Consider the following 25,348-nt stretch of genomic DNA (forward strand, 5'->3'; position numbering starts at 1 on the left):
TGTTTAAAGAATGATAGTTGAATAAGGAGGTGTGACGATGTCGAATGCAACACTCGAAATGATGCAAGAGATCGAACAGGCTGCTCAAGGCGTGATCGTAGGCTATGAAGCTCAAGTCGAGCAAGTCCGGACGGATTCGCGCGATCGCCTTGCAACAGTGGCGCAACATTACGATGAGGAAACCAAGCAATTGGTCGCAGAGGCTGAAACCAGCGCCCAAGAAAAACTCGTCGCTTTAGCCAAAGACCTAGACGAAACGGTCGCGGGAAATGACGCCAAGGTGCAGCAAGCGATGACCGACAAGAGAGCCGGTTTAGTCGAAGCCATTGTAGAAAAGGTGGTAGCAAGCTATGGCCATTAGTCAGATGCAAAAACTGTCCCTTATCTTGCCCAAAGATGACTTGGACAGACTACTACTAGCCTTGCAAGCCCAAGCAAACGTTCAGATTTATGATCTGAGTGAAAACGAAGAGTGGCAGGCAGCCTTTGAGGCGTCTACCTTGTCTCAACCCTTGACAGAAGACAATCGTCAAGCCTTGGTAGAGTTGCAAAAACGCCAAGAACAAGTTGAAAAAATGATTCAAACTCTGGAAGCTTACATGCCTGAGAAGAAGGCCATGCAAGCTCTCAAGGAAGAACCTTTAAGTTTGTCTTTTGATGATCTGCAGGCCCACGGGATGATTCGAGACGAGGATCTTCTATTGACCAAGTTGAAACGCCAATTGCGCGTGTTAGACAATGCCCATCAGAAGATTGCGGATGCAAAGGGAGAGATCGAGCGCTTAGAAAAATGGCGACCCTTAGAGGTGACACCAGCTGCCCTTTCCAACTTTCACTATGTGCATGGCTTGATCGGGACCATTCCTAATAGCGATACAGACGCTGTTCGTTCTTCCTTAAAAGCTCATCCTGAGCTGGAACTAGAAGAAGTCTTTACGTCTGAGACAGAACACGGCTATGTCATCCTGTATCGCTCGGGAGACCGTACGGCTGTTCAAGAGCTTCTGGAAGAACATGGGTTCAAAGAATTGGACTATGAAGAAGAGCAACTTCCAGCTGTCTACTTGGATCGCCTAGAAGGGGAAATCAAAGAGCAAGAAGCTGTTGTTGCAGCAACGCTAGCAGAGTTACAAAACTCCCAGAAGGAGTTGGACCAGCTCAAGTACCAGATGGATTACTTGTTGAGCTTGGGAGCTCGTGAGGAGGCCAAATCACTTCTTGCCAGCACGCAAAGCTTGGTAGCCTTGGAGGGTTGGATTGAAACAGCCCAAGTAGCCTCATTACGAGACTTCTTACAACAAGGTTTTGGTTCTCGGGTCCTACTAGAAACGCGCGATGTAACGGAAAAAGATTGGGATGACGTGCCGATCCAGTTGCGAAATAGTGCCTTGGTAGAGCCCTTTGAATTAGTCACAGAGATGTACGCCCTGCCTAAGTATTACGAGAAAGATCCGACACCGATCGTTTCGCTCTTCTACTTTGTTTTCTTTGGTATGATGGTCGCAGATATCGGTTATGGACTCTTGCTAACGCTAGCGACAGGCTTTGCTCTTAAAACCTTCAAACTCAAGCCTGGTACAGCCAAGAACCTTCGTTTCTTCAGTCTCCTCGGAATTTCCGTTGCCCTTTGGGGAGTGGTCTATGGCTCTTTCTTTGGATTTGAGATGCCTTTTGCCCTAATCAGTACGACCAGCAATGCCATGACCATCCTGATCCTCTCAGTGGTTTTTGGTTTTATCACCGTCTTAGTGGGCCTCTTCCTAGGAGGCGTGAAAAATGTCCGCCTCAAAGACTACACCGAAGCATACAATTCAGGCTTTGCCTGGGTTTTGATCCTGCTTGGCTTAATGCTGCTAACAGTGGGCAATATCTTACCTGGGATGGCGCTTCTGGTGCCGATTGGCAAGTGGCTAGCTATTTTGAATGCCATTGGGATCTTGATTGTTTCCATCGTCAGTGCCAAGAAGCTGTCCGGTTTAGCGTCTGGTCTCTTTAACCTTTACAATGTCAGTGGCTATGTCGGAGACTTGGTCAGCTTCACCCGTTTGATGGCCTTGGGCTTGTCTGGAGCTAGTATCGGTTCAGCCTTTAACCTCATTGTCAATCTCTTTCCACCGCTTGGACGGTTTACGGTAGGGCTTCTGCTCTTTATCGTCCTTCATGCCATTAATATGTTCCTGTCCTTCTTGTCAGGGTACGTGCATGGAGCTCGTTTGATCTTTGTGGAGTTCTTCGGTAAGTTCTACGAAGGAGGAGGCAAGCCATTTCGCCCTCTCAAACCTTCTGAACGCTATATTAAAACAAAAAAATAAGTATTATCTTTTAAAAAATAGGAGTATATCATGGAATCTTTAGCATCATATTTTTCAACCCATGGGGGTGCCTTCTTTGCAGCATTTGGTGTCGCGATCGCAGTCGCTCTCAGCGGGATGGGATCTGCCCTTGGGGTTGGTAAAACGGGTCAAGCAGCAGCAGCGCTCTTGAAAGAACAACCCGAAAAATTCGCCCAAGCCTTGATTTTGCAATTGTTGCCAGGTACACAAGGTTTGTATGGTTTTGTTATCGGGATCTTGATCTGGTTGCAAATTAAGCCAGATATGCCACTTGAAACAGGAGTCGCTTACTTCTTTACAGCTCTTCCAGTTGCAATCGTTGGTTATTTCTCAGCAAAACACCAAGGAAATGTTGCGACAGCAGGGATGCAAATCTTGGCAAAACGTCCTGAAGACATGATGAAAGGGGTTATCCTTGCGGCCATGGTTGAAACCTATGCCATCTTGGCCTTCGTTGTGTCCTTCCTATTGACCCTACGCGTCGGCTAAGAACTAGCTTTGATGGATTCGTCTAGAGACGAAAAACACAAGACGCATGCCAATAGGAGAAAAACGACATGGATGAACATACCCAATTAAAGGATTCGATCTTGGCCCAAGCCCACGAAAAGGGGCGAAAACTCGTAGAAGAAGCCAAAGAGAGCATCCTAAAAGAAGAGGCTGTTCAAGAAGAGCGGTTGATCCAAGAAAAACTCAATCAACGCTCGGAACAGCTCAAGCGGATTCAACGTCAATTGCAACGTGAAACCCAACAAATCGAAAATAAAAAACGCCAATCAACCCTTGTCACCAAGCAACGGGTCTTAAAGGATCTCTTTGCAGAGGCTTATGAAGCGATGGCAGCATGGCCCCTTGAAAAGGAAGTGCAATTTGTAGAAGCTGTCTTAGATCACTATCAAGGACAAGCGGTAACTTTGACCTTTGGAGCAGTGAGTGCTGCAAAATTTGGACCAGCTGATCTGGAACACTTGCGTCAGGCTCACCAGGACTTGACGGTCTCAGAAGCGACGATTCCAGCTCAAGCAGGCTTTGTCTTGTCGGTTGGGAAGATTGATGACAACTATCTCTACCGTGATTTGGTGGATTCCATTTGGGAGCAAGAAAGCTACCAGATGGCAGCCAGCATTTTCACTGATGAAGCAAACTAGGAGGATACGATGAGCGAACGGACCTATTCTCAAGTCAATACCGGAATCAGTGTACGTGAGGCCAGTTTTCTCAGTCCCAGTCAGTTTGAGCAGTTGCTTGCAAGTGACTCTAGCGAAAACAGAGAAGTCTTGCTGCAAGGAACCCCCTATGCGTTAGATGGTCAAGAGATCAAGGATCCAGAAGCAATCGAGAGCCGTTTGATGGCTGCCTTGTTGGCAGAATACCAATGGACCTTTGAGGCAACGCCTCAGTCAGATTTGGTCAGCCTTTTTACCTTGAAATATACCTATCATAACCTCAAGGTTTATTTGAAACACAAGGCGACAGAGCGCACGTTGGGACACTTATTGATCCCAATTGGTCCTTATTCTCTCGATGTGCTTGAGCATTTAGTGGCGACCTTTTCTGCAGAACATTGCCCGAATTTTATGGCTGAAGAAGTGGCTGCTACCTGGCAAGAATACCAAGATTATCAAGACCTGCGGGTGCTTGAAATCGGGATGGATCTAGCTTATTTTAAACACCTGAAAATTCTAGGAGAAAGTTTAGATCATCCAATTCTCAAGCAGTTGGTGGACGTGACCATTGACTTTTACAATGCCATTACGGTCAAACGGGCCTTGGATCAGCAAAAACCGCATAGTTTCATGCACCAATTGCTCTCGGATGAAGGAAGCCTCAGTGCCCATCAGGTGATCGACTTATTAGAATCGGGTCAGTGGTTGACCTGGTTTTATCAAGTCAATCCGCTGGACTACGATCTGGCCTTAGAGACTTATGAAGAAAAGATGCGCACCGGTCAATTAAAGACCGTGGAGTTAGAGTATTTAGAAAGTTTGGTGAAATTCAGTCTTCTAGACGCTGGCCGTTTTGAAGTCGATGGACCACTACCCCTTGTTCGTTATCTTTACGGAAAAGAGTTAGAGGTGACCAACCTTCGTTTGGTCCTCTCTGGTTTGGACAATGGTTTTCCGCTAGCAGAAATCAAAGAAAGGATGAGACCGATTTATGGACAAACAGACCTATAAGATCGCCGTTGTAGGCAATCGGGACGCCATCCTTCCTTTTCGTCTGATCGGCTTTCAAACCTATCCGGTCACAGAGCCGCAAGAAGCGATCAATACCTTACGCAAACTCAGCCGGGAAAACTTCGGGATTATCTACCTGACAGAGGATATGGCTCAGGCCATTCCAGAAACAGTGGCTTATTATGACCAGCAACTGACACCGGCTCTGATCCTTATCCCGACCCATAGAGGAACGACAGGGCTAGGGCGGCAACGCATTCGCGATAATGTTGAAAAAGCAGTAGGACAGGATATTTTATGAGAACAAATGAATTTGGCCAAGCCATTGGCGATGCACTGCCCGATTTTACACCGGGACGTCTACCAGCTATTGAGCGGATTGAGGGTCGCTATACCGTGATCGAGCGCCTGTCAAAAGAAAAGCATGGTGCGGATCTTTATCAGGTCTATGGGCCGTCCTCCCCAGCAGATATGTGGACCTTTCTGTTCAAAGGTCCTGCCCGCAATGAAGTGGAGTGGGACCGCTTGTTGGATGAGCTCATGACAGCCCAAGGTCGCTTTTACTATGCGATTGTAGACAAAGATTCTGGCAAGGCTTTAGGGACCTTCTCTCTCATGCGGATCGATCAAGCCAACCGGGTAATCGAAGTCGGAGCAGTGACCTACTCACCAGCGCTCAAGAAGACACGCATGGCAACTGAAGCTCAGTATCTCTTGGCGCGCTATGTGTTTGAGGACTTAGGTTACCGACGCTATGAGTGGAAATGTGATGCCTTAAACCAAGCTTCGCGAAAAGCAGCTGAGCGCTTGGGATTCACCTATGAAGGCTGTTTCCGCCAGGCTGTTGTCTATAAAGGTCGGACTCGTGATACAGACTGGCTGTCCATCATTGACCAAGAATGGCCAGCTATCAAAGAGCGCTTCGAAGCCTGGTTGGATCCAACTAATTTCGATGAAAATGGTCAACAAAAGAAATCGCTAGCCGATATGGCGCAAAAGTAATACAAAGAAACAAAGGATTCCCAGGAGGAATACATGACTCAAGGAAAAATTATCAAAGTTTCCGGTCCCTTGGTGGTCGCATCAGGGATGCAGGAGGCCAATATCCAAGATATTTGCCGGGTCGGCGATCTTGGTTTGATTGGCGAAATTATTGAGATGCGTCGGGATGAGGCGTCTATCCAAGTATATGAAGAAACATCTGGAGTCGGACCAGGAGAACCGGTGGTCACAACTGGAGCTCCCCTTTCTGTCGAGTTGGGACCAGGTTTGATTTCCCAGATGTTTGACGGGATCCAACGCCCCTTGGAACGCTTCCAAGAAGTCACTGCCAGTGACTTCCTCGTTCGCGGGGTGCAAGTTCCAAATCTAGACCGTGACACCAAATGGGCCTTCGAACCAAGTGTGACAGAAGGAACTGAGGTAGTCGCTGGAGACATCGTCGGTACCGTTCAAGAGACCAATATGGTGGAACACCGCATCATGGTACCCTTTGGTGTCAGTGGACGTGTGACCAAGATCGCAGCAGGTTCTTACACAGTGGAAGAACCGGTTTATGAGATCGAACAGGCTGATGGTAGCCTCTTTACTGGTACTTTGATGCAAAAATGGCCAGTTCGTCGAGGCCGTCCCTTTGCACAAAAATTGATCCCAGTAGAGCCTTTGGTCACTGGTCAACGGGTCATTGACACCTTCTTTCCTGTGACAAAAGGTGGAGCTGCAGCTGTACCCGGCCCTTTCGGAGCTGGAAAAACGGTCGTGCAACACCAGGTGGCCAAGTTTGCCAATGTGGACATCGTAATTTACGTTGGTTGTGGAGAACGTGGAAATGAAATGACAGACGTTCTGAATGAGTTTCCAGAATTGATCGATCCAACGACTGGTCAATCCATTATGCAACGGACCGTTCTGATCGCCAACACTTCGAACATGCCAGTAGCAGCGCGGGAAGCATCTATCTACACAGGGATCACCATTGCCGAATACTTCCGTGATATGGGCTATTCCGTTGCCATCATGGCCGATTCGACTTCGCGTTGGGCCGAAGCTCTCCGTGAAATGTCTGGTCGTCTAGAAGAAATGCCCGGAGATGAAGGTTATCCAGCCTATCTTGGTAGCCGGATTGCTGAATATTACGAGCGGGCAGGTCGGGTCAAGACACTTGGAACTACTGCGCGCGAAGGTTCGATTACGGCGATCGGTGCCGTTTCCCCTCCAGGTGGAGATATTTCAGAGCCGGTAACGCAAAATACCTTGCGAATTGTTAAGGTCTTCTGGGGCTTAGATGCTCAATTGGCCCAACGCCGCCACTTCCCAGCTATCAACTGGTTGAGTTCTTATTCCCTTTACCAAGATGAAGTTGGTCGCTATATCGATCTACATGAACAAATCAGCTGGTCTGAAAAAGTGACCCGCGCCATGAACCTGTTGCAAAAAGAGAGTGAATTGCAAGAAATCGTCCGCTTGGTTGGTCTAGATTCCTTGTCTGAAAAAGACCGCTTGACCATGAATGCGGCCAAGATGATCCGTGAAGACTACCTGCAACAAAATGCCTTTGATGAGGTCGATACCTATACCTCTTTCAGCAAGCAGGTGGCCTTGTTGACCAACATTTTAACCTTTGACCAAGAAAGTCAAAAAGCATTAGAATTAGGGGCTTACTTCACAGAAATCATGGAAGGAACCGTGGCTCTTCGAGACCGCATTGCCCGGAGCAAGTTCATCCATGAGGACCAGTTGGCAACCATTCAAGCTTTGAAAGAAGAAATCGTAGAAACCCTACACCAAATCGTCGCAAAAGGAGGAGTAGACAATGAGCGTGATTAAAGAATATCGTACTGTCAGCGAAGTTGTTGGCCCTTTGATGATTGTCGATCAGGTCGAAGGGGTTCACTACAATGAACTGGTAGAAATCAAGCTCCATGATGGAACGACCCGTCAGGGACAAGTCCTCGAAGTCCAAGAAGACAAGGCCATGGTCCAGCTCTTTGAAGGATCTAGCGGGATCAACTTGGAAAAAGCCAAAGTCCGCTTTACCGGACGTCCCTTAGAACTTCCTGTGTCTGAAGACATGGTGGGCCGTATCTTTAACGGGATGGGGAAACCCATCGATGGCGGTCCAGAGATTATCCCAGAGAAGTACTTGGACATTGATGGCCAAGCCATCAATCCTGTTTCGCGGGACTATCCGGATGAATTTATCCAGACAGGGATCTCAGCCATTGACCATTTGAATACCTTGGTTCGGGGCCAAAAACTCCCAGTCTTCTCAGGTTCTGGTCTCCCTCACAAGGAGTTGGCCGCTCAGATTGCTCGTCAAGCGACGGTTCTTAATTCTGAAGAAAACTTCGCCGTGGTCTTTGCGGCCATGGGGATTACCTTCGAAGAAGCCGAGTTCTTTATGAACGACCTTCGGGAAACCGGGGCGATTGACCGCTCTGTCCTCTTTATCAACCTAGCCAATGACCCAGCTATCGAGCGGATTGCGACTCCTCGGATTGCCTTGACCGCGGCAGAATATTTGGCCTATGAAAAAGACATGCACGTCTTGGTCATCATGACGGACATGACCAACTACTGTGAAGCCCTTCGGGAAGTATCTGCTGCCCGCCGGGAGGTTCCAGGACGTCGGGGCTATCCAGGGTATCTGTATACCAACCTATCCACCCTCTACGAACGTGCCGGACGCTTGGTTGGAAAGAAAGGATCTGTGACCCAGATTCCGATCCTCTCCATGCCGGAAGATGACATCACCCACCCAATTCCTGACTTGACAGGTTATATCACCGAAGGTCAGATTATTCTGTCCCGTGATCTCTACAACAGTGGCTACCGTCCACCGATCAATGTCCTTCCATCTCTTTCTCGTTTGAAGGACAAGGGTTCAGGTGAAGGCAAGACGCGGGAAGACCATGCGGCGACTATGAACCAGCTCTTTGCGGCCTATGCCCAAGGAAAACAAGCCAAAGAACTGGCTGTAGTGCTTGGGGAGTCTGCCTTGTCAGATACGGACAAGCTCTATGTTAAATTTACCGACCGCTTTGAGCAAGAATACATCAACCAAGGCTTTACCACCAATCGGACGATTGAGGAAAGTTTGGATCTCGGTTGGGAACTCTTATCCATCCTTCCACGAACAGAGCTTAAACGGATCAAGGATGAGATGATTGACAAGTATCTGCCAAACAAAGAGGATTAGCCTATGGCACGATTAAATGTAAAACCAACTCGGATGGAGCTTAATATTCTCAAAGAGCGCCTCAAGACAGCAACCCGGGGGCACAAGTTGCTCAAGGACAAGCGGGATGAACTCATGCGCCGCTTTATTGAAGCTGTACGTGAGAATAATCGCCTGCGCCAAAAGGTAGAGGCGGCGCTTGTGGACAATATGCAAGATTTCGTGATGGCCAAGTCCTTAGAGAGCGACCTCATGGTGGAAGAAATCTTTGCGGTGCCAACCCGTGAAGTCTCTCTTCATATCGAAGAAGAAAATGTCATGAGTGTGCGCGTGCCCAAGCTCCATGCTCGTATCGATAATCCGTACGGTGATGACGAAGGAGATGTGGTCTATAGCTACCTAGCTTCCAACAGTCAAATGGACAGCACCATTCAAGAAATGGGTGCACTCCTTCCAGATTTGCTCAAATTAGCGGAAATCGAAAAAAGCTGCCAACTCATGGCAGATGAAATCGAGAAAACCCGCCGTCGAGTGAACGGACTGGAGTATGCGACCATCCCAGACCTCAAAGAGACCATCTACTATATCGAAATGAAACTCGAAGAAGCCGAACGCGCCAACCTCGTCAGAATCATGAAGGTGAAGTAAGATACAAAGCCCGTAAAATGCAAAGTGAAAATAGGAAATTCTTGCAGTGAGCGACGCTCACAAGAGAATTTATCTTTTTCACCCAGCATTTAGGGCGTGTTCAATTCATAAGATACAAAGAGTTGTAGGCGTGTTCAGTTGCTTTAAAAAAGACAAGAACCTCATCGAGGAACCGCTCCTGGATGAGGCTTTTTTTGCACCCTGGAACTCTTCTTCCAGCACCTTATTTTTATGTTACTAGTTTGTAACAATGTGACAAGAAAGACGAAATATTACAAGAAAAATACAGTTTTGTTAAATAGCCAAAAAGACCTTTTATTATTTTTAAATTGTGATAAGATAGTATTGTAGTTCATTTGTTCAAGAAAATCTTGAGCAAAAAACAAAGAAAAAAGAGGATAAAAGATGAAATTAAAAGTTAATACGAAAGCCTTGATCGCTTCAACAGTAGCTCTTGCAGTGATTCCATTTACAAAAGCCACTGCAGAAACACTTGAAGATTGGGTAGCTCGCTCAGTAGATGAAATCAAACATGATATCCAACAAAGCGGTGAGAACCAACAAACGTATACCATCAAATATGGTGATACATTGAGTTCGATCGCAGAAGCGCTTGGAATCGATGTTCATGTGTTGGCAAACTTAAACAACATCAGCAACATGGATTTGATCTACCCAGGTACTGTTTTGAAAACAACAGTAAATGATCAAAAAGAAGTAACTTCAGTTGAAATCCAAACTCCTCAAGCAGGTGCAACAGATGCAACCGTTGCAAGTGCTGACTTGACAACAAACCAAGTGACAGTTGATGACCAAACAGTCGCTGTCAACGATTTGTCTAAACCAGTAAACGAAGATAACAAAGCGGTTCCAGTTGCTCCAGCTGCAGAAGAAGCTCCTGCAGAAACACCAGCACAACCAGCTGAAGCTCCAGTTGTTAACGTACCATCAACAGAAACACCAGCACCATCAGCTGTTCCAGAAACACCAAGCTACGGTGCTCCAGCTGCCAATGTTGCACTTCAAAACCCAGAAACAGCTGCTGCCCCTGAAGCTCCAGCAACTCAACCAGAGGCTCCTGCAGAAACACCAGCTCCAGCCGCAGAAGAAGCTCCTGCAGCACAACCAGCAGCAGTAGAAACTCCTGCCACACCTGAAGTGCAACCAGTAGCAGAAACTCCAACAAGCGGAAATACGATTCCAACTGATCCACATCTTCAACCACAAGCACAAGCTTTCCGTCAAGAAATCGCTGCGAAATTCGGTATTACAAATATCGGTGGTTACCGTGAAGGAGATCCAGACGATCATGGTAAAGGACTTGCAGTGGACGTAATGGTCCCAACCAGTTCACAACTTGGAGATCAAGTTGCCCAATATGCTATTGACAATATGGACCGTGCAGGTATCTCATACGTCATCTGGAAACAACAATTCTACATGCCAGTAGACAACATTTATGGACCAGCTAACACTTGGAACCAAATGCCTGACCGTGGTGGAGATACAGCAAACCACTATGACCACGTGCATATCTCATTTAACGGATAATAAAACATTGAACTAGGCCTAGCGCCTAGTTCTTTTTTGTAGGCACAAAAAAGAGGCTGGGACAAAAGTCCTAGCCTCTCAATTGTCTTTGGATTGTCGAGCAAGACGCAGTGGTTGAGTGGGCTCTACTACGCTGATTTCATCAGCTTTTACAGCCCTACTCAACTGTGCGGAGGTGGGACGACGAAATCGAATTCTAACGAATTACCGATTTCTGTCCCACTCTCAGACCATGTTTATAAGATTTTATCGACTTTTTCAACTTGATAGAGGGCGAATGCCATGATGAGGGTTAAGATCAGCAACATAAGGACCGCCGGTGTCCATGAGTGGAAGATTGATTTACTATACCCAAAGAGGATGGGACCAAAGGCTGCAAAGACGTAGCCACCTGTTTGGGCAAGACCGGAAAGTTGAGCTGTTTTTTCAGGTGTGCTGGATTTCATAGAGAAAGCGACCATGAGGTAAGGGAAAAGCGAACTAACGGAACTTCCAATCAGGGCATTTAATACCAACCAGTAGAAGAAGTTGCTGGTCGGGATTAAGAGCATGGCTACCCCCAGAATCCCTGCTCCGACAACAATCGTAAGCATCAAGCGTCGATTGCGATCGGATAAGCGTGTCGTTAAACTTGGGATCGTCAAGGAGAACGGGAGACTGATCAGGGTGAACACGGAAGCCAGTAGTCCAGATTCAACCTTTGAAAGGCCGGCTTGAACAGCCATGGTCGGAAGCCAGGTCATACTTGTGTAGAAAAGCAGTGACTGCAAGCCTCCAAAAATCATGATAGCCCAGACATATTTATTGGTATACCACTTGCTACTAGATTCCGTAGTAGCAGCCTTTTTGAGTCGGTGGTTGTAGCGAAGGTTAGGAATCCAGATGACTAAAGCAAGAGCACACAAGGCTGTCAAGATGTTGACCAAACCTTGCCAAGAAGTGGCTTTGGTGATCGGAACAGCGACAGAAGAGGCGATCGCTGTGGACATCCCCATAGAAGTGATGTACAAAGTGGTCAGAATGCCTAGTTGGCGGGGTCTGTTCGCTTGAATCAGGCTTGGAAGCAGCACATTGAGAAAGGCGATGCCAGCTCCAATCAAGATGGTTCCCAGATAGAGGAATGGGAGGTTGATAATCCGAATGGCAGATCCGATCGTCATTGCGATCAAGACAAGAAAGAAGAGACGCTCAATCCCCAACTTTTTAGCAAATTGAATCGCAAAAGGTGAGAAAATGGCAAAGGTGAGAAGTGGCAAGCTAGTCAATAGTCCCAGAGAGCTCACATCAACCCCCAAACCAGCTGCGATGTCAGACAAGACCGTCGGAAGCGTAGTAAATGGTGTTCGTAAAACAATCCCAAGCATAATGATGCCCGGGATGAATAGCGTAGAATGTGTTTTTTTCATAAATCCTCCTCAGACAAAAATTCTCTTCATTATAACATAGATCGAGCATAAATTGGAGTATTAGTACAAATGAAGGAGAAGGGACGTAGTTCTCACTGTCGTTCGAACAGCGTCAACGTACCTAAGCTCGCTAACGTTCGCTAAAGGAATAAGGAACGTAGTTCTCACTATCGTTCGAACTGCGTCAATGTACCTAAGTTCGTCTACGCCCCTACTAGGTCTGGTTCACAAAAATAGATTAGTAACAATTGCATAACGCAGTGGTTGATTGGTATCTTTGTTCGCTCTTATAGCTCCAAAGAATACCTAATCAACTGTGCGGGGGTGAGACAACGAACAATTTTATAAAATTGTTCTGTCTCACTCCCATAGAAAAAGCCACCGGTTTTGGTGGCTCTTATAGGGAGATTATTATGAAAAAGTTTAGGATTTTCTATCAAACAAAGTTAGGAGGTCTTTATTTGATGGTTTTATTATAAGGCGGTTTGCTTAAAGAAAACTTAAGAAAAGGCGCTGACCGAAAGAATCGGTCTAAAGTCTGAGACGCCGTTACTCACTGAAGAAATCAATGCCAGTTTTGTTGAGTTCATTGACTCGCAACATGAATTTTGTTTTGATTTGAACAAGCGGGCTTCCGAAATTTTCAAGTGCAATCAAACCTTCCAGGGCTTTTAGGACCTGCTTGGCACGGTAAACCCCTTCCTTGTCATTTAAGCCAAGGAGGGCATAGACCTGCATAAATTCTAACTGCATGGAAATACTGGTATTTAAAATCGGTTTGCGCTTGCGAAGCTGGTTAATCGATTGAAGAAAATTTAGAGCTTCTAAGTAGAGTTCTTTTTTAATAAGATAGTTGGCTAGATTTAAAAGTAAAGAGGCCAATGCATTGGCAGAGTAGGCAGAATAACTGCTTTCAAAAAGTTCCAAGGATTCCTTTCGAATCTTAGCGACGACTTCATAGGGCAAGACAGATAAAAGGGCAATGGTGAAGTCTTGCTCAATTTCATTTTGATAGGCAAACGGCACTTCTTGAGCGATTCGTTGAATCGAGACAGGTGCGTCCTCCAGGTGGATTTCTTTTCCCATCGCGTTATTGACATTGATTTCAAGCGAGCGCAAATAGAGTTGCCAGAGCTCTTTGTTCTCCTCGGCAACAGGAGATTTTTCGTGCTTTAAGCGCTCAATAATGGACAGAAAATCCATGTTTTCTTGATTGATGTGTTTCATCAAAATGGGGCTGAAATTTTGAATAGTTAAGCCAGGATAATGGGACAAAAAGGTATCCCAATCCACCCCCATAGACAGCAAGAGGCGCGAGAAGGTCTCGATGGTTACTCCTTTTTGAGAACGCTCAAATTGGCTGAGGAACTGAGGGGAGACAATGTCTGCAGCGACTTCTTTTAGAGAAAGACCGCGTGCTTCACGAATTTTACGAAATGTTGGACCAAATGGCGAAGATAAGGACATAGGGACTTCCTTTCAATTATCATACCATTAGTATACCTCAAAAAAGACTGGAATTAAACTCAGAGTTTAATTTTTGATAAAAAAACTAGAAATTCTTCGATTTTTGAGAAAAATGAAACTATAGTTTACATGGCCCTTTTTTAGGGAGGGATTTTTGATAAAATAAGGTCAATTCTAGAAGATAAGTTTATAACAAAAGGAGATTTACAATGACGACACAAGAAATTTTACAGCTATTAGATGAAAAGCGCGTGCTAACAGCCCCTGCAGCAGTTGCTTGGGATGAAGTTCAGCGGCAACAAAATCGTTTAAATAAAGCAGCGAAGAGACTCAATGGGCCAATCACGGTCACACTGGCCCTCAATCTTCTTTTTGCCTTTACGATTTTTCTCATAGAACAAAGTCACCTCATGCACGGTTTTCTATTGATGCTCGGGTTGATGGGCGGGCTGATTGCTTTCAAATACTTTGTATTTGTAGCTCCAGCCAAGCAGGCTCTTGCCAATGCCCAGGCCCTTTACAACCAGGAAATCAGCCAACCAGCCTACCAACAAGGGATGCAAGGTTTCCCACAAAAATTTTACAATTACCATGACCTCTTCCGACTATATAACTTAATTGCAGAAGGACGTGCCTCTACCTTGCCAGAAGCCTACAATCTGCTTGAAATGCAACAATTCCATGAAACGCAAGTCAATCTGCAAGAAGAAGCCAATGCCCTACAAGCCGATATCGCACGTAGCTCAAGGGTCAGCGCCGTTGCTAATGTAGTTACTGCTTACAATACCTATCGCATCCACAAAGATATGTAATGTCAAAAAGATAAAAGATGAAGAGCCCCTACAGAAATCCTGATCGATGATCCAGGTTTTTGTAGAGGCTCTTTTCAAGTCAGGCTAAAAATATTTTCGGAAAAGGACAGTAGTTCTCACTGTCGTTCGAACTGCGTCAACGTACCTAAGCTCACTACCGTTCACTAAGGGAATAAGGAACGTAGTTTTCGCTTCACTCAAACTGCATCAACGTACCTAAACTCGCTGATGCTCGTAAAGGTACGTAGAGAAAAAGCCACCGGTTTTGGTGACTCTTATAGGGAGATTATTATGAAAAAGTTTAGGATTTTCTATCAAACAAAGTTAGGAGGTCTTCATTTGATGGTTTTATTATAAGGCTGATTTCTTAAAGAAAACTTAAGAAAAGACGCTGTTTATAAGAATCGGTCTTAGGTCTGATATTTTTTTACAACAGAAGCTATTTAGATTTTTTTCTAAATAGAGTTGACAAACCCATCCGAAAGTACTAGAATCTATTTAGAAAGATTTCTAAATAGATTAGAGGAGATAGAGAATGAATTTTGCACAAACATTTAAAGCTTTATCGAATCCGATAAGAAGAAGTATCTTAGAACTGCTAAAGGCGGGGAAATTATCTGCTGGAGATATCGCTGGCCACTTTGATGTAGCAGGAGCGACCATTTCCCATCATTTAAGCCTCCTCAAGCAGGCAGATTTAATTCGAGAGGAAAAAGAGAAGAATTTTATCTACTATGAACTCAATACTTCTGTCTTGGAGGATTTAATGGTCTGGCTCGTTGATTTGAAAGGAGACTCTACTGATGAAAACGAATAAAAAACTATTGCTATTAACTTCTATGGTGATCCTTTTCCCCATGCTTTGGGGGTTGATAATTTGGCCACAATTGCCTAACCAAATCCCGATTCATTTCAATTTTGCCGGCCAGGCCAATAACTTCCAATCGAAACCCCTGGTTGTGTTTGGTCTTCCTATTTTCGATCTCATGGTGCATCTGTTTATGATCTTTATGATCGGTCGCGATTCTAAGAATAGCGCTATGAATGAAAAAATGATCAGAGCGATTTACTGGTTGACCCCAATCGTTTCCTTAAGTACCTCCTATCTCATCTATAGTAAGGCGCTAGGATCTACTACCAATCCATCAGTTTTTGTTTCGGTTCTGCTGGGTCTCATCTTTGTAATCATGGGCAATTACATGCCTAAGCTAAAAGTGAATCACACGGTTGGAATCCGTCTGCCTTGGACCTTACAGAGTGAAGATAACTGGCACAAAACCCATCGCTTGGCAGGGAAGTTGTGGGTCCTCGGAGGTTTGATCCTCCTACTTGAAGCAGGCCTTCAATTCGCGCTTTCTTATGTACTGGTGCTGGTCATCCTCGCCATTGTGTTTATCCCTATGATGTACTCTTATCAATTAAGCCGGAAAAATCGTTAGTATAAAAAACAACCAGAGAAGAAGCAGTCGTGAACGGTTTCTTTTCCGGTTGTTTTTGTGCTTGTATAGAATTTATGGTTATATTAAATACGCAATTTATCAAGGAAATAAAAGATGTGATATTCTTTAAAATATAGTTCATACATTATATTTTAGCTATATTAAAGTTTTATTTTGTTAAGATCAAAATTTTAATAAAAAATAAACCTACTTGAATTGTTCTGACAAACTTGAAAGCTTATTTGATTAAAACTCCATAACTCTACTAGGGTGTTTACACAAAATTATTGACAGTATCAAATAAAATCAGATAGATTGAACTAAATGATTACCCAGAAGTAACTTTCATAATTCTTTTCACACTATCATCTTTGTCAACTAGAAGGCAATCTGGAAAAGTCATCTGCTTCCATTTTTTATAATCAAAATTTGGATCAAAATGATTGATTAAGATTCCTAGCAAATTTCCATGAGAACTCAGTAAAATGGTTTTATCTGAATACCTTTCTTCTAAATCCTGCAATAAATCTAAGATTCTCATTAATGCTTCTTGATTAGATTCACCTCCAATAAGTGATTTATCTGGATTTTGCCATAAATATTGAATCGTTTCTTCAAACTCAGAATCTTCAATAAATCTTGAAGATAATTTTCTTTCACGCAAACGATCATCAAGCACTATCTTATCAAATTGTACAGGAGAACTATTTACTGTCTCAAAAGCTCGCTTATAAGGACTAGAAAAATAGTAATCAATATTAAAAGAATTCAAAAACTCCAATTGCTTTAGAGATACAAATCCTTCTTCCGATAAAGTTCTATTAAAATCATCACTCGAAAATCTCGAATGAGCATGTCTAAGTAAAATATAAGAATTGTTCATGAATTATAATTACGCTGAAAATACATATAAGGAGGAAAGTTGTTTTATAAGCTCATATTATCTTACTTAACTATTAATTGTCAAGTAGATTCATTCATTTTACTCACCCCCCCCACCCAATGGGCAGGTTTTATCTGTTTTATTCAGCTAAATTAAGCTCTCAAAAAAGCTGATGAAATATAAATTCATCAGCTTTTTTGAGAGCTTAATTTGACTATTAGCTTATGTTGATAGTTAGATTTTTATTCAGAGCAAGTGCAATTTTGCTCATTGTTTCAATGCTTGTGTTATTTCCACGTTCAATGCGAGCAATGGTAGACTGTGGGACATGAGATAGGGAAGCTAGCTCTCTTTGGGTGAGACCTGCTGTTTGTCGTGCGTCATAAACTGCAATAGCACTTTCCAAAATAGCTTTTTCAGTTAAAAACCCTTCTTTAAATTTATTGTCTGCTAGTTCGTTTTCTAAAAAATCATCAAATTTAATTGTGGTCATGGTTGTTGTCCTCAAATTCTTTCTTTAAATCCTTAGCGTGTTTTATCTCACTCTGGGGTGTTTTTTGTGTTTTTTTGGTAAAGCCATGGGTGATGATATAGCGTTCATTGATAACATGAAAATAAAGTGCCCTTTGAATGTTAGAAGCAACCTTTGAGCGGATTTCAAAGATGTCGTCATCTAGCTTTTTCACCCATTCCATACGTTGAGCAACTAAAAGACCATGCTCTTGTATAGTGGCGATAGTTGCCAGTAATTTTTGTTTGTCTTTAATTGGTATAGTTTGTAAAAATTCTAGGAACTCGGTGTGTCCATTTAACCGAGTATAAAACTCAAATTTTGGCTTTTTCATTGTACCTCCATGATAGCATATATTGTTCTTTTCTTCAAGAATAATGGTGTGAACTTTATCCAAATGCTATGCTACAATCATATAGTCATTATGTATTTTTTATTCTTAATCTTAGTTTTGGTTGTGAAAATAGTAGTAAATTTATTCCATCTATTGACGGTTGAGATAAACTCTAAGTGACATATATGTATGCCAAAGGAACATTTTGGGTATTTCTTGTAATTTTAGATGAATTTCTATATTAGGATAGTGTTGTATCATGTTGTTAAAAAATTGAAAAGATAAATATCATAGATTCGATTTGGTATAATAGTAATTGAAATTGATGTGCAGTAATTTTTGTTTAACTTGAGAATTGTTTTATAAGTTAGAATGGGATCATAATGTCGAAAATCACATTTCATGATAAAAACATGATAAAAAAATTTTTTAATGAGGGTGGATATGTTCTAGATTTTTCAAATCGTACTTTTGATAAATTTACTTATCACTCCATTGGTGTAAAAATTCAGGAAAAGTACGGTTTGTCAAAAGGAAAGTCATTTGAAGCATATATAGATGAAGCTCTTGATAACGATATTATTAAGTTGGTAAGGGATTTACTAACTTATTATGATGACCTTCCAGATAGTAGTTCTGAAAAGACTGATATTAAGAATAAACAAGCAGAGAAGTTAAAAGAAATGCTAAATTCCTATGCCCATATGGGGAAAGAAATAATAAAAACTGACGAGTCCTTTCTCACTAAAGGTGGCTTTGCTGAAATTTATTTACAAAAACATTCTCAACGGATTGTGAAAAAGTTGAAAAATGAATATAAACAGAACTCTGCTCTAAAAAGTCGCTTTAAAAGAGAGTTTGAAATTATGCAGTCTCTATCGCAAGTAAATGGGATTATTAAAGTTTATGAATTCGATGAGTCAGAGTTTAGCTATACGATGGAGAAAGCTGATTTTACTTTAAATGATTATATTGTAAATAATGAATTAAAATTAAACCAAATATTTAATCTGTTGTTTCAAATATTGACAATAATGGCTGATGTTCATTCTCGAGGTATCTATCATAGAGATTTGAGTCCAAGCAATATTTTTCTATGTGATGGGCTTATAAAGATATCTGATTTTGGATTGGCTAAAGATTCTACTGTCAATCATTCTCATTTGACTATGAACACAAATAATTATGGGCAGTTTTATTATTGTGCGCCAGAACAGATAACTGGTCTAAAAAATGCAACTAAAATGAGTGATGTCTATTCATTAGGAAAGGTGGTTAATTTTTGTTTAACTGGAAACCCAACTAACGAAAAACATGTTCTACGAACTTTTGTTCAAAAAGCCACCTCTTATCAACCAGAATTAAGGTTTAGAGATGCAGGGGAAATGCTTGAACAACTAAGTTATCACCTGCGAATTTTTCATCAAAAGGATTCAAAGCAGAAAATATTAAAAAAAATTCAACAGAGAGAATATGATGAAACAATAACGATATATCTTAATAATATTTCGAATGTGGATTTGTGCCGGGAACTTATTGACATAGGAGAGAATTACAAATTGGCTTGCATTAAATTTATGAAAATAAGCCCAGAAAATGCACTATTCTTGATTCAAAAACTTTTTCCATCATTAAAAGAAGTTGCAACCTCTTTTTCTTCAAATGATATTTTTGCATCTCTTGCATTTGATGTATTAAAAGATGAACATTTTGATTACTTGAGTAAAGAAATGGCTGCAAGGATGTTATATTATGTAGCTCGGGAAGTAAATCGTTTCTATGCCCAGAGGCTTATAGAGGACTTGAAACATAGTTCTATCGAACCAATGTTAGAAAATATTTTAGATGGTGAGTAATTATGTAGATTTGGCTTAAGTTGGGAATAAGATCTTGAAAAGGAATAATGTTTAGTGTACAAAGTGTTGATTTTGCTTTTGTATGTAATAACTCCTTTGATGACTTTGAGGTTATACCATATGATGAACCGATAACATATACTCGAAGTGGAGAAGCATTCAAAAATTATTCTAATGGAGAGCGTAAATACATAAATGCGATTATAAGAACTTTATATAGGATTTTAACTCCTGGTAAACCATTTAAAGGTTTAATAAAGTCAAGAAAATCCCCTCTAAATTTTGAAAGAATAATTCATGTCTTATCAGAAACCGATGTAAAAGAGTTAAAGATAATTTGGGAATGATATCTCCAGATGGTGTGGACTTTTGGTAAAATTCTAGCTCAATTAGTGTATTTTAAGGTTAAAATTCACACCATTCAGATGAAATTAGTTGAAATTGAATGAAGTAACGCTTTCAGAAAAGTCTAAAAGCACTTGATATTAAAGGCTTTTGAGATTTATTTAAACAAAAGTTGTTCAAACCAGGTCATACGATTTGTAAGAAAAAGAACACATAACAAAAAGAGGAGCTTCACAATAAAGTTCCTCTTCTTTTAAATATCCGAATCATTACTCTTATTTCAAAAAAGGTAGTGAAAAAGGTAGTGATTCGGTTGATTTATATTGCAATGTAGTGAAATTTAGAATTTCAAGAATCGCTTAAAATCAAGGTTTCTAACATCTATTGACGTGTAGTGAACCCCTATTTCACCTCTGTAAACACAACGTGTTTGCGAAGTTTTGGTGAGTATTTCTTCAATTGAAGACGGTCTGGAGTGTTACGTTTGTTTTTAGAAGTAAGGTACAAGCGTTCACCAGATTCTTTGTGTTCAAGTGTAATATTTACGCGCATGGTATCTCCCTTCTATTATTCAGCTGATGCAGCTTTAGCGATCTTACGTCCTTTGTAGTATCCTTTAAGTGATACACGGTGTGAACGTGAGTAATCTCCAGTTGCTTCGTCAAAGTTTACAGATGGAGCTGTTACTTTGTAGTGCGTACGACGTTTGTTTTTCTTCGCTTTTGATGTGCGACGTGCAGGTACTGCCATTTCGTTTTTCTCCTTTTAAGATATAAATTCAATTAGGTTTGATTTTCATCAACTTTAACAGTATAACAAAACTTTTTTGTAAAGTAAAGTTACTTGACAAAAAAATTGAAATTTTTGAAAGAAACTTTTCTGTCGTCTGCTTCTCCAAAGTTCTTGCCTATCTTTGTGGCCTCTTTTATGCTATAATGGTAAAAAATATAACGAGAGGAATGACATGACAGAATTAGACAAACGCCATCGTAGTAGTGTCTACGATAGCATGGTAAAATCTCCCAACCGTGCCATGCTTCGCGCGACGGGAATGACCGATGAAAGCTTTGAGAAACCGATCGTAGGGGTAATCTCTACTTGGGCTGAAAACACACCTTGTAACATACACTTGCATGATTTTGGAAAATTGGCTAAAGAAGGTGTGAAGGATGCAGGAGCTTGGCCGGTCCAATTCGGAACCATTACGGTTGCGGACGGGATTGCTATGGGGACGCCTGGGATGCGCTTCTCCCTAACATCTCGCGATATCATTGCGGATTCTATCGAAGCAGCTATGGGTGGTCACAACGTTGATGCTTTTGTAGCCATCGGGGGCTGTGATAAGAACATGCCTGGTTCGATGATTGCCATCGCCAATATGGATATCCCAGCGATCTTTGCTTATGGTGGGACTATTGCTCCAGGGAATCTCGATGGAAAAGATATCGACTTGGTTTCTGTTTTCGAAGGAATTGGGAAGTGGAATCACGGCGATATGACCGCTGAAGAAGTGAAGCAACTGGAATGTAACGCCTGCCCTGGCCCTGGTGGCTGTGGTGGGATGTATACGGCCAACACCATGGCGACAGCGATTGAGGTCCTTGGGATGAGTCTTCCTGGTTCCTCTTCTCACCCTGCTGAATCAGCTGACAAAAAGGCCGATATCGAAGAAGCAGGTCGTGCTGTTGTCAAGATGCTGGAAATGGGACTGAAGCCATCTGATATCTTGACCCGTGAAGCTTTTGAAGATGCGATTACAGTGACCATGGCGCTTGGTGGTTCTACCAATGCGACCCTTCACTTGCTTGCGATCGCTCATGCGGCCAATGTAGACTTGACCCTTGAAGACTTCAACGATTTCCAAGAGCGTGTGCCTCACTTGGCGGACTTGAAACCTTCAGGGAAATATGTCTTCCAAGACCTTTATAATGTTGGTGGTGTGCCAGCCGTCATGAAATACCTTCTTAAGAATGGTTTCCTTCATGGGGATCGTATCACTTGTACTGGTAAGACTGTTGCTGAGAACTTGGAAGCCTTCGCTGATTTGACACCAGGTCAAAAAGTTATCATGCCACTTGAAAATCCAAAACGTGCGGATGGTCCATTGATCATCTTGAAAGGGAACTTGGCTCCAGAAGGGGCGGTTGCCAAAGTATCAGGTGTCAAGGTCCGTAACATCACGGGCCCTGCTAAGGTCTTTGACTCAGAAGAAGCTGCCATTGAAGCCGTTCTTTCGGATGAAATTGTGGATGGCGACGTTGTCGTTGTCCGTTTCGTAGGTCCTAAGGGTGGTCCTGGTATGCCGGAAATGCTGTCCTTGTCATCTATGATCGTTGGGAAAGGCCAAGGGGACAAGGTGGCCCTCTTGACAGACGGTCGCTTCTCAGGTGGGACTTATGGTCTCGTTGTTGGTCACATTGCGCCTGAAGCTCAGGTCGGTGGACCAATCGCCTACCTCCACACAGGGGACATGGTAACAGTTGACCAAGATACCAAAGAAATCACCATGCATGTTTCAGACGAAGAGTTAGCAAAACGCAAGGCAGAAACAACCTTGCCACCACTCTATAGCCGTGGGGTTCTGGGTAAATATGCCCATATCGTTTCCTCAGCCTCACGCGGTGCCGTGACAGACTTCTGGAACATGGAACAGTCTGGTAAACAGTAATTGCAAGGACGACTTTGTCCAAAGAGAGAGTGGGACAGAAATCGGTCATTCGTTAGAATTCGATTTCGTCGTCCCACCTCCGCACAACTTCAACAGTCTGGGAGACTGTTGAAGGTTGCAGATAAAGGAAACATAGTTTCTGTCAACATAGGGCATCTTTGAAGCTTAAAAAGCGAACAAAGACTTAGGATACTTGCTTCGCAAGTTCTATCCGTCACCTCAAAGCAGTGCTTTGAGCACTCAACAACTGCGTCTTGCTCGACAATCCAAAATCAATTGAGAGGCTAGGACTTTTGTCCCAGCCTCTTTTTTGGTTCAGAGTAGCGATTTTTAAACCCATCGTTATTACTGCTGAAACGTATGAATATTACTTTTTGAGGGTTTTGAGTGTATCATCTGTCATTTTTCTTGTAAATTCGTCTATAATTTGCTATAATTGTGACTAATCAAATCAATCCTTTAATACTGTCCAGAGAGGCAGGCAAGGTGTTATGGAAATGAAGTGCCTGGGAAGACCAGCCTATATTTTGTGTATCTCCTTGTTGTAGGGGATTTTTTTGTATATAGAAAGGTGCTTTTTATGAAAAAGAAAGAAATCGTCGACGACGTAACCATGAAGCGCGCCATCACACGAATCACCTATGAGATGATCGAGCGGAACAAAAACCTCGATCAGATTGTCCTAGCGGGTATCAAGACACGTGGGGTTTACATTGCTAGACGCATCCAAGAACGCTTGAAGCAGTTGGAAAATCTAGATGTTCCCTTGATTGAATTGGATACCAAGGCTTTCCGCGACGATATCAAGTCGGAGTTGGATACTTCGGTGGTCCCTGTAAGTGTGGATCGTGCAGAGGTGATCTTGGTGGATGATGTGTTGTATACTGGCCGCACGATTCGGGCAGCGATTGATAATATTGTCAGTCGAGGGCGTCCAGCCCGTGTGAGTCTGGCTGTATTGGTTGACCGAGGGCATCGCGAGTTGCCTATCCGTGCAGATTATGTTGGAAAGAACATTCCAACAAGTGAGTCAGAAGAAATTGAAGTGTTGGTGTCTGAAATTGATGGTGTAGATAGCATCAATATCATTGCGCCAAATTGAAGTAAAAATGGCCTAAGAGCTGTGCAAAAAAGATAAAGACTCTTAGGAGCAACTGCTCCGTCATCGTATTTCCTATTTTTGCTTTAGGCTTTAAACGGGCTTTGTATCTTGTTAATTGAACACGGGCTAAGAGCTGTGTAAAATAGATAAATCTTCCTAGAAGCTAAAGCTTCATCGTCAGATTTCCTAATTTTACTTTGCTCTTTATACGCCCTTTGTATCTTATTATTAGGGAGTTTTTTATCATGAATAACGTTAAATATGATGTTTCTGATATGCCAAAACCTGGTTTATTGGTTGGTTTATCTTTCCAGCATTTGTTTGCCATGTTTGGTGCGACGGTGCTGGTGCCGATTTTGGTTGGGATTGATCCTGCCATTGCTTTGTTCTCATCTGGTTTGGGGACTTTGGCTCACTTGACAGTGACCAAGTATAAGATTCCTGCCTACATGGGATCTAGTTTTGCTTATATTGCAGCGATGCAAATGCTGATGAAGTCAGATGGAATCGCAGCAGTTGCGCAAGGTGCCATGGCGGGTGGTTTGGTCTACTTGTTTGTGGCTCTGATTGTTAAGTATGCGGGGAAAGACTGGATTAATAAGGTCCTTCCACCAATCGTGGTTGGTCCCATTATTATGGTAATTGGTTTGAATCTTGCGGCGAATGCAGTCACTGATGCGACAACCTTAAATAAAAGCTATAGTGGCTATGCTCTATTGATTTCGATGGTGACCCTCTTTGCGGTTATCCTATTTAACATGTATGGCAAGAAGATTGTCGGTGTCGTCCCAATTTTACTTGGATTAATTGTGGGCTATATTTTCTCAGTGGCTCTTGGTTTGGTGACAGGACATAGTTTTGTCAATTTCTCAGAGGTTCGTGCGGCGCATTGGATTCAAGTTCCAAACTTTGACATTCCATTTGTGGATTATAGCTTTAAGCTCTATCCAAGTGCGATTTTGACCATGGCTCCGATTGCCTTTGTGACCATGACGGAACATTTTGGTCACCTAATGGTTTTAAATAGTTTGACGGAGCGTGATTACTTCAAGGATCCAGGGCTTGACCATACGCTTACTGGTGATGGTTTGGCACAGATTATTGCCGGATTCTTTGGAGCCCCTCCAGTAACCTCTTATGGGGAAAACATTGGGGTTATGGCCCTTAGTAAGGTCTACTCAGTTTACGTTATTTCAGGCGCAGCAGTGATTGCGGTTGTCATGAGTTTTATTGGAAAACTTTCAGCACTCTTGCACTCTATTCCAACTCCTGTATTGGGAGGGTTGTCTATTGCCCTCTTTGGGGTTATCGCTGCTAGCGGTTTGAAAATTTTAGTTGAACATCAGATTGATTTTGATAATAAAAAGAATCTCTTGATTGCAAGTGTTATCTTGGTATCAGGGATCGGTGGTTTGATGATTGACCTTGCTGGCCTTCAAATCACGGGTGTGGCAACATCAACGATTCTAGGAATCGTGTTGTACCAAATCCTTCCTGAACCTCATGTAGAAGAAAAGTAATTCCTCAAAAAGGAGGGAACCTCTAGTTGGGGAAACAGTAAAGTGTTTCTACGGAAACTAGAGCAATCAGTTGAGATCGTAATTTGTAAACAGCGTTAACGGATTCCAGAGAGAATCAG

26 protein-coding genes are annotated in these 25,348 nt (G+C 42.7%); 19 read left to right on the forward strand and 7 right to left on the reverse strand.

Features of this window, described 5'->3' with window-relative positions; genetic code table 11:
- The first annotated feature begins 37 nt into the window (after positions 1-37).
- From HA044_RS04085 to HA044_RS04135, 11 genes are all read left to right on the forward strand, one after another.
- Entirely contained in the window at positions 38-361 is a 324-nt protein-coding gene (locus tag HA044_RS04085) for a hypothetical protein (RefSeq protein ID WP_187539551.1), read from the forward strand.
- Entirely contained in the window at positions 351-2,312 is a 1,962-nt protein-coding gene (locus tag HA044_RS04090; RefSeq protein ID WP_187539553.1) for a V-type ATP synthase subunit I, read from the forward strand. Before HA044_RS04085 ends, HA044_RS04090 begins: the two co-directional genes overlap by 11 nt.
- 30 nt (positions 2,313-2,342) lie before the next feature.
- The gene (locus tag HA044_RS04095; protein WP_187539555.1) at positions 2,343-2,822 is read left to right on the forward strand and encodes a V-type ATP synthase subunit K; all 480 of its coding nucleotides are present in this window, start codon (positions 2,343-2,345) and stop codon (positions 2,820-2,822) included.
- A 68-nt stretch (positions 2,823-2,890) separates the two neighbouring features.
- Complete coding sequence (locus HA044_RS04100; protein WP_187539557.1) at positions 2,891-3,481, forward strand: hypothetical protein; 591 nt, start codon at positions 2,891-2,893, stop codon at positions 3,479-3,481.
- A gap of 9 nt (positions 3,482-3,490) precedes the next feature.
- Complete coding sequence (locus HA044_RS04105; RefSeq protein WP_187539559.1) at positions 3,491-4,510, forward strand: V-type ATPase subunit; 1,020 nt, start codon at positions 3,491-3,493, stop codon at positions 4,508-4,510.
- Positions 4,491-4,811 (forward strand): V-type ATP synthase subunit F, encoded by a 321-nt coding sequence (locus HA044_RS04110; RefSeq protein ID WP_187539561.1) that lies wholly within the window; start codon positions 4,491-4,493, stop codon positions 4,809-4,811. Before HA044_RS04105 ends, HA044_RS04110 begins: the two co-directional genes overlap by 20 nt.
- Positions 4,808-5,512: a GNAT family N-acetyltransferase gene (locus HA044_RS04115; protein ID WP_187539563.1), complete on the forward strand. Its 705-nt coding sequence runs from the start codon at positions 4,808-4,810 to the stop codon at positions 5,510-5,512. Before HA044_RS04110 ends, HA044_RS04115 begins: the two co-directional genes overlap by 4 nt.
- Before the next feature lie 33 nt (positions 5,513-5,545).
- On the forward strand, positions 5,546-7,336 hold the full coding sequence (locus tag HA044_RS04120; RefSeq protein WP_041826169.1) for a V-type ATP synthase subunit A: 1,791 nt from the start codon (positions 5,546-5,548) through the stop codon (positions 7,334-7,336).
- Positions 7,323-8,708 carry a V-type ATP synthase subunit B gene (locus tag HA044_RS04125; protein ID WP_003002370.1) on the forward strand — a complete coding sequence of 462 codons (1,386 nt, stop codon included), beginning with the start codon at positions 7,323-7,325 and terminating at the stop codon, positions 8,706-8,708. The genes HA044_RS04120 and HA044_RS04125 overlap by 14 nt, the downstream gene beginning before the upstream one ends.
- A 3-nt stretch (positions 8,709-8,711) precedes the next feature.
- Positions 8,712-9,335 (forward strand): V-type ATP synthase subunit D, encoded by a 624-nt coding sequence (locus HA044_RS04130; RefSeq protein ID WP_187539566.1) that lies wholly within the window; start codon positions 8,712-8,714, stop codon positions 9,333-9,335.
- Between the two features lie 405 nt (positions 9,336-9,740).
- A complete protein-coding gene (locus HA044_RS04135) occupies positions 9,741-10,886 on the forward strand; it encodes a LysM peptidoglycan-binding domain-containing protein (RefSeq protein WP_187539568.1) in 1,146 nt (381 codons plus the stop codon).
- 236 nt (positions 10,887-11,122) lie between these two features.
- Here the strand turns inward: HA044_RS04135 and HA044_RS04140 are convergent, their stop codons facing one another.
- Complete coding sequence (locus HA044_RS04140; protein WP_187539570.1) at positions 11,123-12,292, reverse strand: MFS transporter; 1,170 nt, start codon at positions 12,290-12,292, stop codon at positions 11,123-11,125.
- Between the two features lie 549 nt (positions 12,293-12,841).
- Complete coding sequence (locus tag HA044_RS04145) at positions 12,842-13,759, reverse strand: helix-turn-helix domain-containing protein (RefSeq protein ID WP_187539572.1); 918 nt, start codon at positions 13,757-13,759, stop codon at positions 12,842-12,844.
- Positions 13,760-13,968: 209 nt separating this feature from the next.
- On the opposite strand from HA044_RS04145, the gene HA044_RS04150 reads away from it, so the two are divergent.
- The 3 genes from HA044_RS04150 to HA044_RS04160 all read left to right on the forward strand — a co-directional run bounded on the left by HA044_RS04150 (position 13,969) and on the right by HA044_RS04160 (position 16,010).
- Positions 13,969-14,571 carry a hypothetical protein gene (locus HA044_RS04150; RefSeq protein ID WP_187539574.1) on the forward strand — a complete coding sequence of 201 codons (603 nt, stop codon included), beginning with the start codon at positions 13,969-13,971 and terminating at the stop codon, positions 14,569-14,571.
- 535 nt (positions 14,572-15,106) lie between these two features.
- The gene (locus tag HA044_RS04155; protein WP_003009465.1) at positions 15,107-15,388 is read left to right on the forward strand and encodes an autorepressor SdpR family transcription factor; all 282 of its coding nucleotides are present in this window, start codon (positions 15,107-15,109) and stop codon (positions 15,386-15,388) included.
- The gene (locus HA044_RS04160; protein WP_187539576.1) at positions 15,375-16,010 is read left to right on the forward strand and encodes an SdpI family protein; all 636 of its coding nucleotides are present in this window, start codon (positions 15,375-15,377) and stop codon (positions 16,008-16,010) included. The genes HA044_RS04155 and HA044_RS04160 overlap by 14 nt, the downstream gene beginning before the upstream one ends.
- 328 nt (positions 16,011-16,338) lie before the next feature.
- Here HA044_RS04160 and HA044_RS04165 read toward each other — a convergent pair whose 3' ends face one another.
- From HA044_RS04165 to HA044_RS04175, 3 genes are all read right to left on the reverse strand, one after another.
- Complete coding sequence (locus HA044_RS04165) at positions 16,339-16,893, reverse strand: histidine phosphatase family protein (protein WP_135782884.1); 555 nt, start codon at positions 16,891-16,893, stop codon at positions 16,339-16,341.
- A gap of 217 nt (positions 16,894-17,110) precedes the next feature.
- Positions 17,111-17,386, reverse strand: a complete 276-nt coding sequence (locus tag HA044_RS04170; protein ID WP_135782885.1) for a helix-turn-helix transcriptional regulator — start codon at positions 17,384-17,386, stop codon at positions 17,111-17,113.
- A complete protein-coding gene (locus HA044_RS04175; RefSeq protein WP_061597416.1) occupies positions 17,373-17,738 on the reverse strand; it encodes a type II toxin-antitoxin system RelE/ParE family toxin in 366 nt (121 codons plus the stop codon). Before HA044_RS04175 ends, HA044_RS04170 begins: the two co-directional genes overlap by 14 nt.
- Positions 17,739-18,151: 413 nt before the next feature.
- Between HA044_RS04175 and HA044_RS04180 the strand changes: the two genes are divergently transcribed.
- Entirely contained in the window at positions 18,152-19,594 is a 1,443-nt protein-coding gene (locus HA044_RS04180; RefSeq protein WP_262407533.1) for a serine/threonine-protein kinase, read from the forward strand.
- Between the two features lie 47 nt (positions 19,595-19,641).
- On the forward strand, positions 19,642-19,941 hold the full coding sequence (locus HA044_RS04185) for a hypothetical protein (RefSeq protein WP_135782887.1): 300 nt from the start codon (positions 19,642-19,644) through the stop codon (positions 19,939-19,941).
- Between the two features lie 400 nt (positions 19,942-20,341).
- Here HA044_RS04185 and rpmG read toward each other — a convergent pair whose 3' ends face one another.
- The gene (gene rpmG / locus HA044_RS04190) at positions 20,342-20,491 is read right to left on the reverse strand and encodes a 50S ribosomal protein L33 (RefSeq protein WP_001265622.1); all 150 of its coding nucleotides are present in this window, start codon (positions 20,489-20,491) and stop codon (positions 20,342-20,344) included.
- A gap of 15 nt (positions 20,492-20,506) precedes the next feature.
- Positions 20,507-20,689: a 50S ribosomal protein L32 gene (gene rpmF, locus HA044_RS04195; RefSeq protein WP_003009516.1), complete on the reverse strand. Its 183-nt coding sequence runs from the start codon at positions 20,687-20,689 to the stop codon at positions 20,507-20,509.
- 214 nt (positions 20,690-20,903) lie between these two features.
- Here rpmF and ilvD point away from each other — a divergent pair, with 214 nt between their 5' ends.
- The 3 genes from ilvD to HA044_RS04210 all read left to right on the forward strand — a co-directional run bounded on the left by ilvD (position 20,904) and on the right by HA044_RS04210 (position 25,229).
- A complete protein-coding gene (gene ilvD / locus HA044_RS04200) occupies positions 20,904-22,607 on the forward strand; it encodes a dihydroxy-acid dehydratase (protein ID WP_003009522.1) in 1,704 nt (567 codons plus the stop codon).
- A gap of 580 nt (positions 22,608-23,187) precedes the next feature.
- On the forward strand, positions 23,188-23,709 hold the full coding sequence (gene pyrR, locus HA044_RS04205) for a bifunctional pyr operon transcriptional regulator/uracil phosphoribosyltransferase PyrR (RefSeq protein ID WP_187539578.1): 522 nt from the start codon (positions 23,188-23,190) through the stop codon (positions 23,707-23,709).
- A gap of 245 nt (positions 23,710-23,954) precedes the next feature.
- Positions 23,955-25,229, forward strand: coding sequence for a uracil-xanthine permease family protein (locus HA044_RS04210; RefSeq protein WP_187539581.1), 1,275 nt, complete (start codon positions 23,955-23,957; stop codon positions 25,227-25,229).
- Positions 25,230-25,348 lie beyond the last annotated feature (119 nt).

The sequence above is a fragment of the Streptococcus sp. IMAU 99161 genome (assembly GCF_014435245.1).
In the GTDB taxonomy this organism is placed as follows: Bacteria; Bacillota; Bacilli; order Lactobacillales; family Streptococcaceae; genus Streptococcus; species Streptococcus lactarius.

Coding starts and splice junctions, on each gene's coding strand:
- HA044_RS04085 (WP_187539551.1), top strand. CDS start 38: ATGTCGAATGCAACACTCGAAATGATGCAAGAGATCGAACAGGCTGCT.
- HA044_RS04090 (WP_187539553.1), top strand. CDS start 351: ATGGCCATTAGTCAGATGCAAAAACTGTCCCTTATCTTGCCCAAAGAT.
- HA044_RS04095 (WP_187539555.1), top strand. CDS start 2,343: ATGGAATCTTTAGCATCATATTTTTCAACCCATGGGGGTGCCTTCTTT.
- HA044_RS04100 (WP_187539557.1), top strand. CDS start 2,891: ATGGATGAACATACCCAATTAAAGGATTCGATCTTGGCCCAAGCCCAC.
- HA044_RS04105 (WP_187539559.1), top strand. CDS start 3,491: ATGAGCGAACGGACCTATTCTCAAGTCAATACCGGAATCAGTGTACGT.
- HA044_RS04110 (WP_187539561.1), top strand. CDS start 4,491: ATGGACAAACAGACCTATAAGATCGCCGTTGTAGGCAATCGGGACGCC.
- HA044_RS04115 (WP_187539563.1), top strand. CDS start 4,808: ATGAGAACAAATGAATTTGGCCAAGCCATTGGCGATGCACTGCCCGAT.
- HA044_RS04120 (WP_041826169.1), top strand. CDS start 5,546: ATGACTCAAGGAAAAATTATCAAAGTTTCCGGTCCCTTGGTGGTCGCA.
- HA044_RS04125 (WP_003002370.1), top strand. CDS start 7,323: ATGAGCGTGATTAAAGAATATCGTACTGTCAGCGAAGTTGTTGGCCCT.
- HA044_RS04130 (WP_187539566.1), top strand. CDS start 8,712: ATGGCACGATTAAATGTAAAACCAACTCGGATGGAGCTTAATATTCTC.
- HA044_RS04135 (WP_187539568.1), top strand. CDS start 9,741: ATGAAATTAAAAGTTAATACGAAAGCCTTGATCGCTTCAACAGTAGCT.
- HA044_RS04140 (WP_187539570.1), bottom strand. CDS start 12,292: ATGAAAAAAACACATTCTACGCTATTCATCCCGGGCATCATTATGCTT.
- HA044_RS04145 (WP_187539572.1), bottom strand. CDS start 13,759: ATGTCCTTATCTTCGCCATTTGGTCCAACATTTCGTAAAATTCGTGAA.
- HA044_RS04150 (WP_187539574.1), top strand. CDS start 13,969: ATGACGACACAAGAAATTTTACAGCTATTAGATGAAAAGCGCGTGCTA.
- HA044_RS04155 (WP_003009465.1), top strand. CDS start 15,107: ATGAATTTTGCACAAACATTTAAAGCTTTATCGAATCCGATAAGAAGA.
- HA044_RS04160 (WP_187539576.1), top strand. CDS start 15,375: ATGAAAACGAATAAAAAACTATTGCTATTAACTTCTATGGTGATCCTT.
- HA044_RS04165 (WP_135782884.1), bottom strand. CDS start 16,893: ATGAACAATTCTTATATTTTACTTAGACATGCTCATTCGAGATTTTCG.
- HA044_RS04170 (WP_135782885.1), bottom strand. CDS start 17,386: ATGACCACAATTAAATTTGATGATTTTTTAGAAAACGAACTAGCAGAC.
- HA044_RS04175 (WP_061597416.1), bottom strand. CDS start 17,738: ATGAAAAAGCCAAAATTTGAGTTTTATACTCGGTTAAATGGACACACC.
- HA044_RS04180 (WP_262407533.1), top strand. CDS start 18,152: ATGATAAAAAAATTTTTTAATGAGGGTGGATATGTTCTAGATTTTTCA.
- HA044_RS04185 (WP_135782887.1), top strand. CDS start 19,642: ATGTTTAGTGTACAAAGTGTTGATTTTGCTTTTGTATGTAATAACTCC.
- rpmG (WP_001265622.1), bottom strand. CDS start 20,491: ATGCGCGTAAATATTACACTTGAACACAAAGAATCTGGTGAACGCTTG.
- rpmF (WP_003009516.1), bottom strand. CDS start 20,689: ATGGCAGTACCTGCACGTCGCACATCAAAAGCGAAGAAAAACAAACGT.
- ilvD (WP_003009522.1), top strand. CDS start 20,904: ATGACAGAATTAGACAAACGCCATCGTAGTAGTGTCTACGATAGCATG.
- pyrR (WP_187539578.1), top strand. CDS start 23,188: ATGAAAAAGAAAGAAATCGTCGACGACGTAACCATGAAGCGCGCCATC.
- HA044_RS04210 (WP_187539581.1), top strand. CDS start 23,955: ATGAATAACGTTAAATATGATGTTTCTGATATGCCAAAACCTGGTTTA.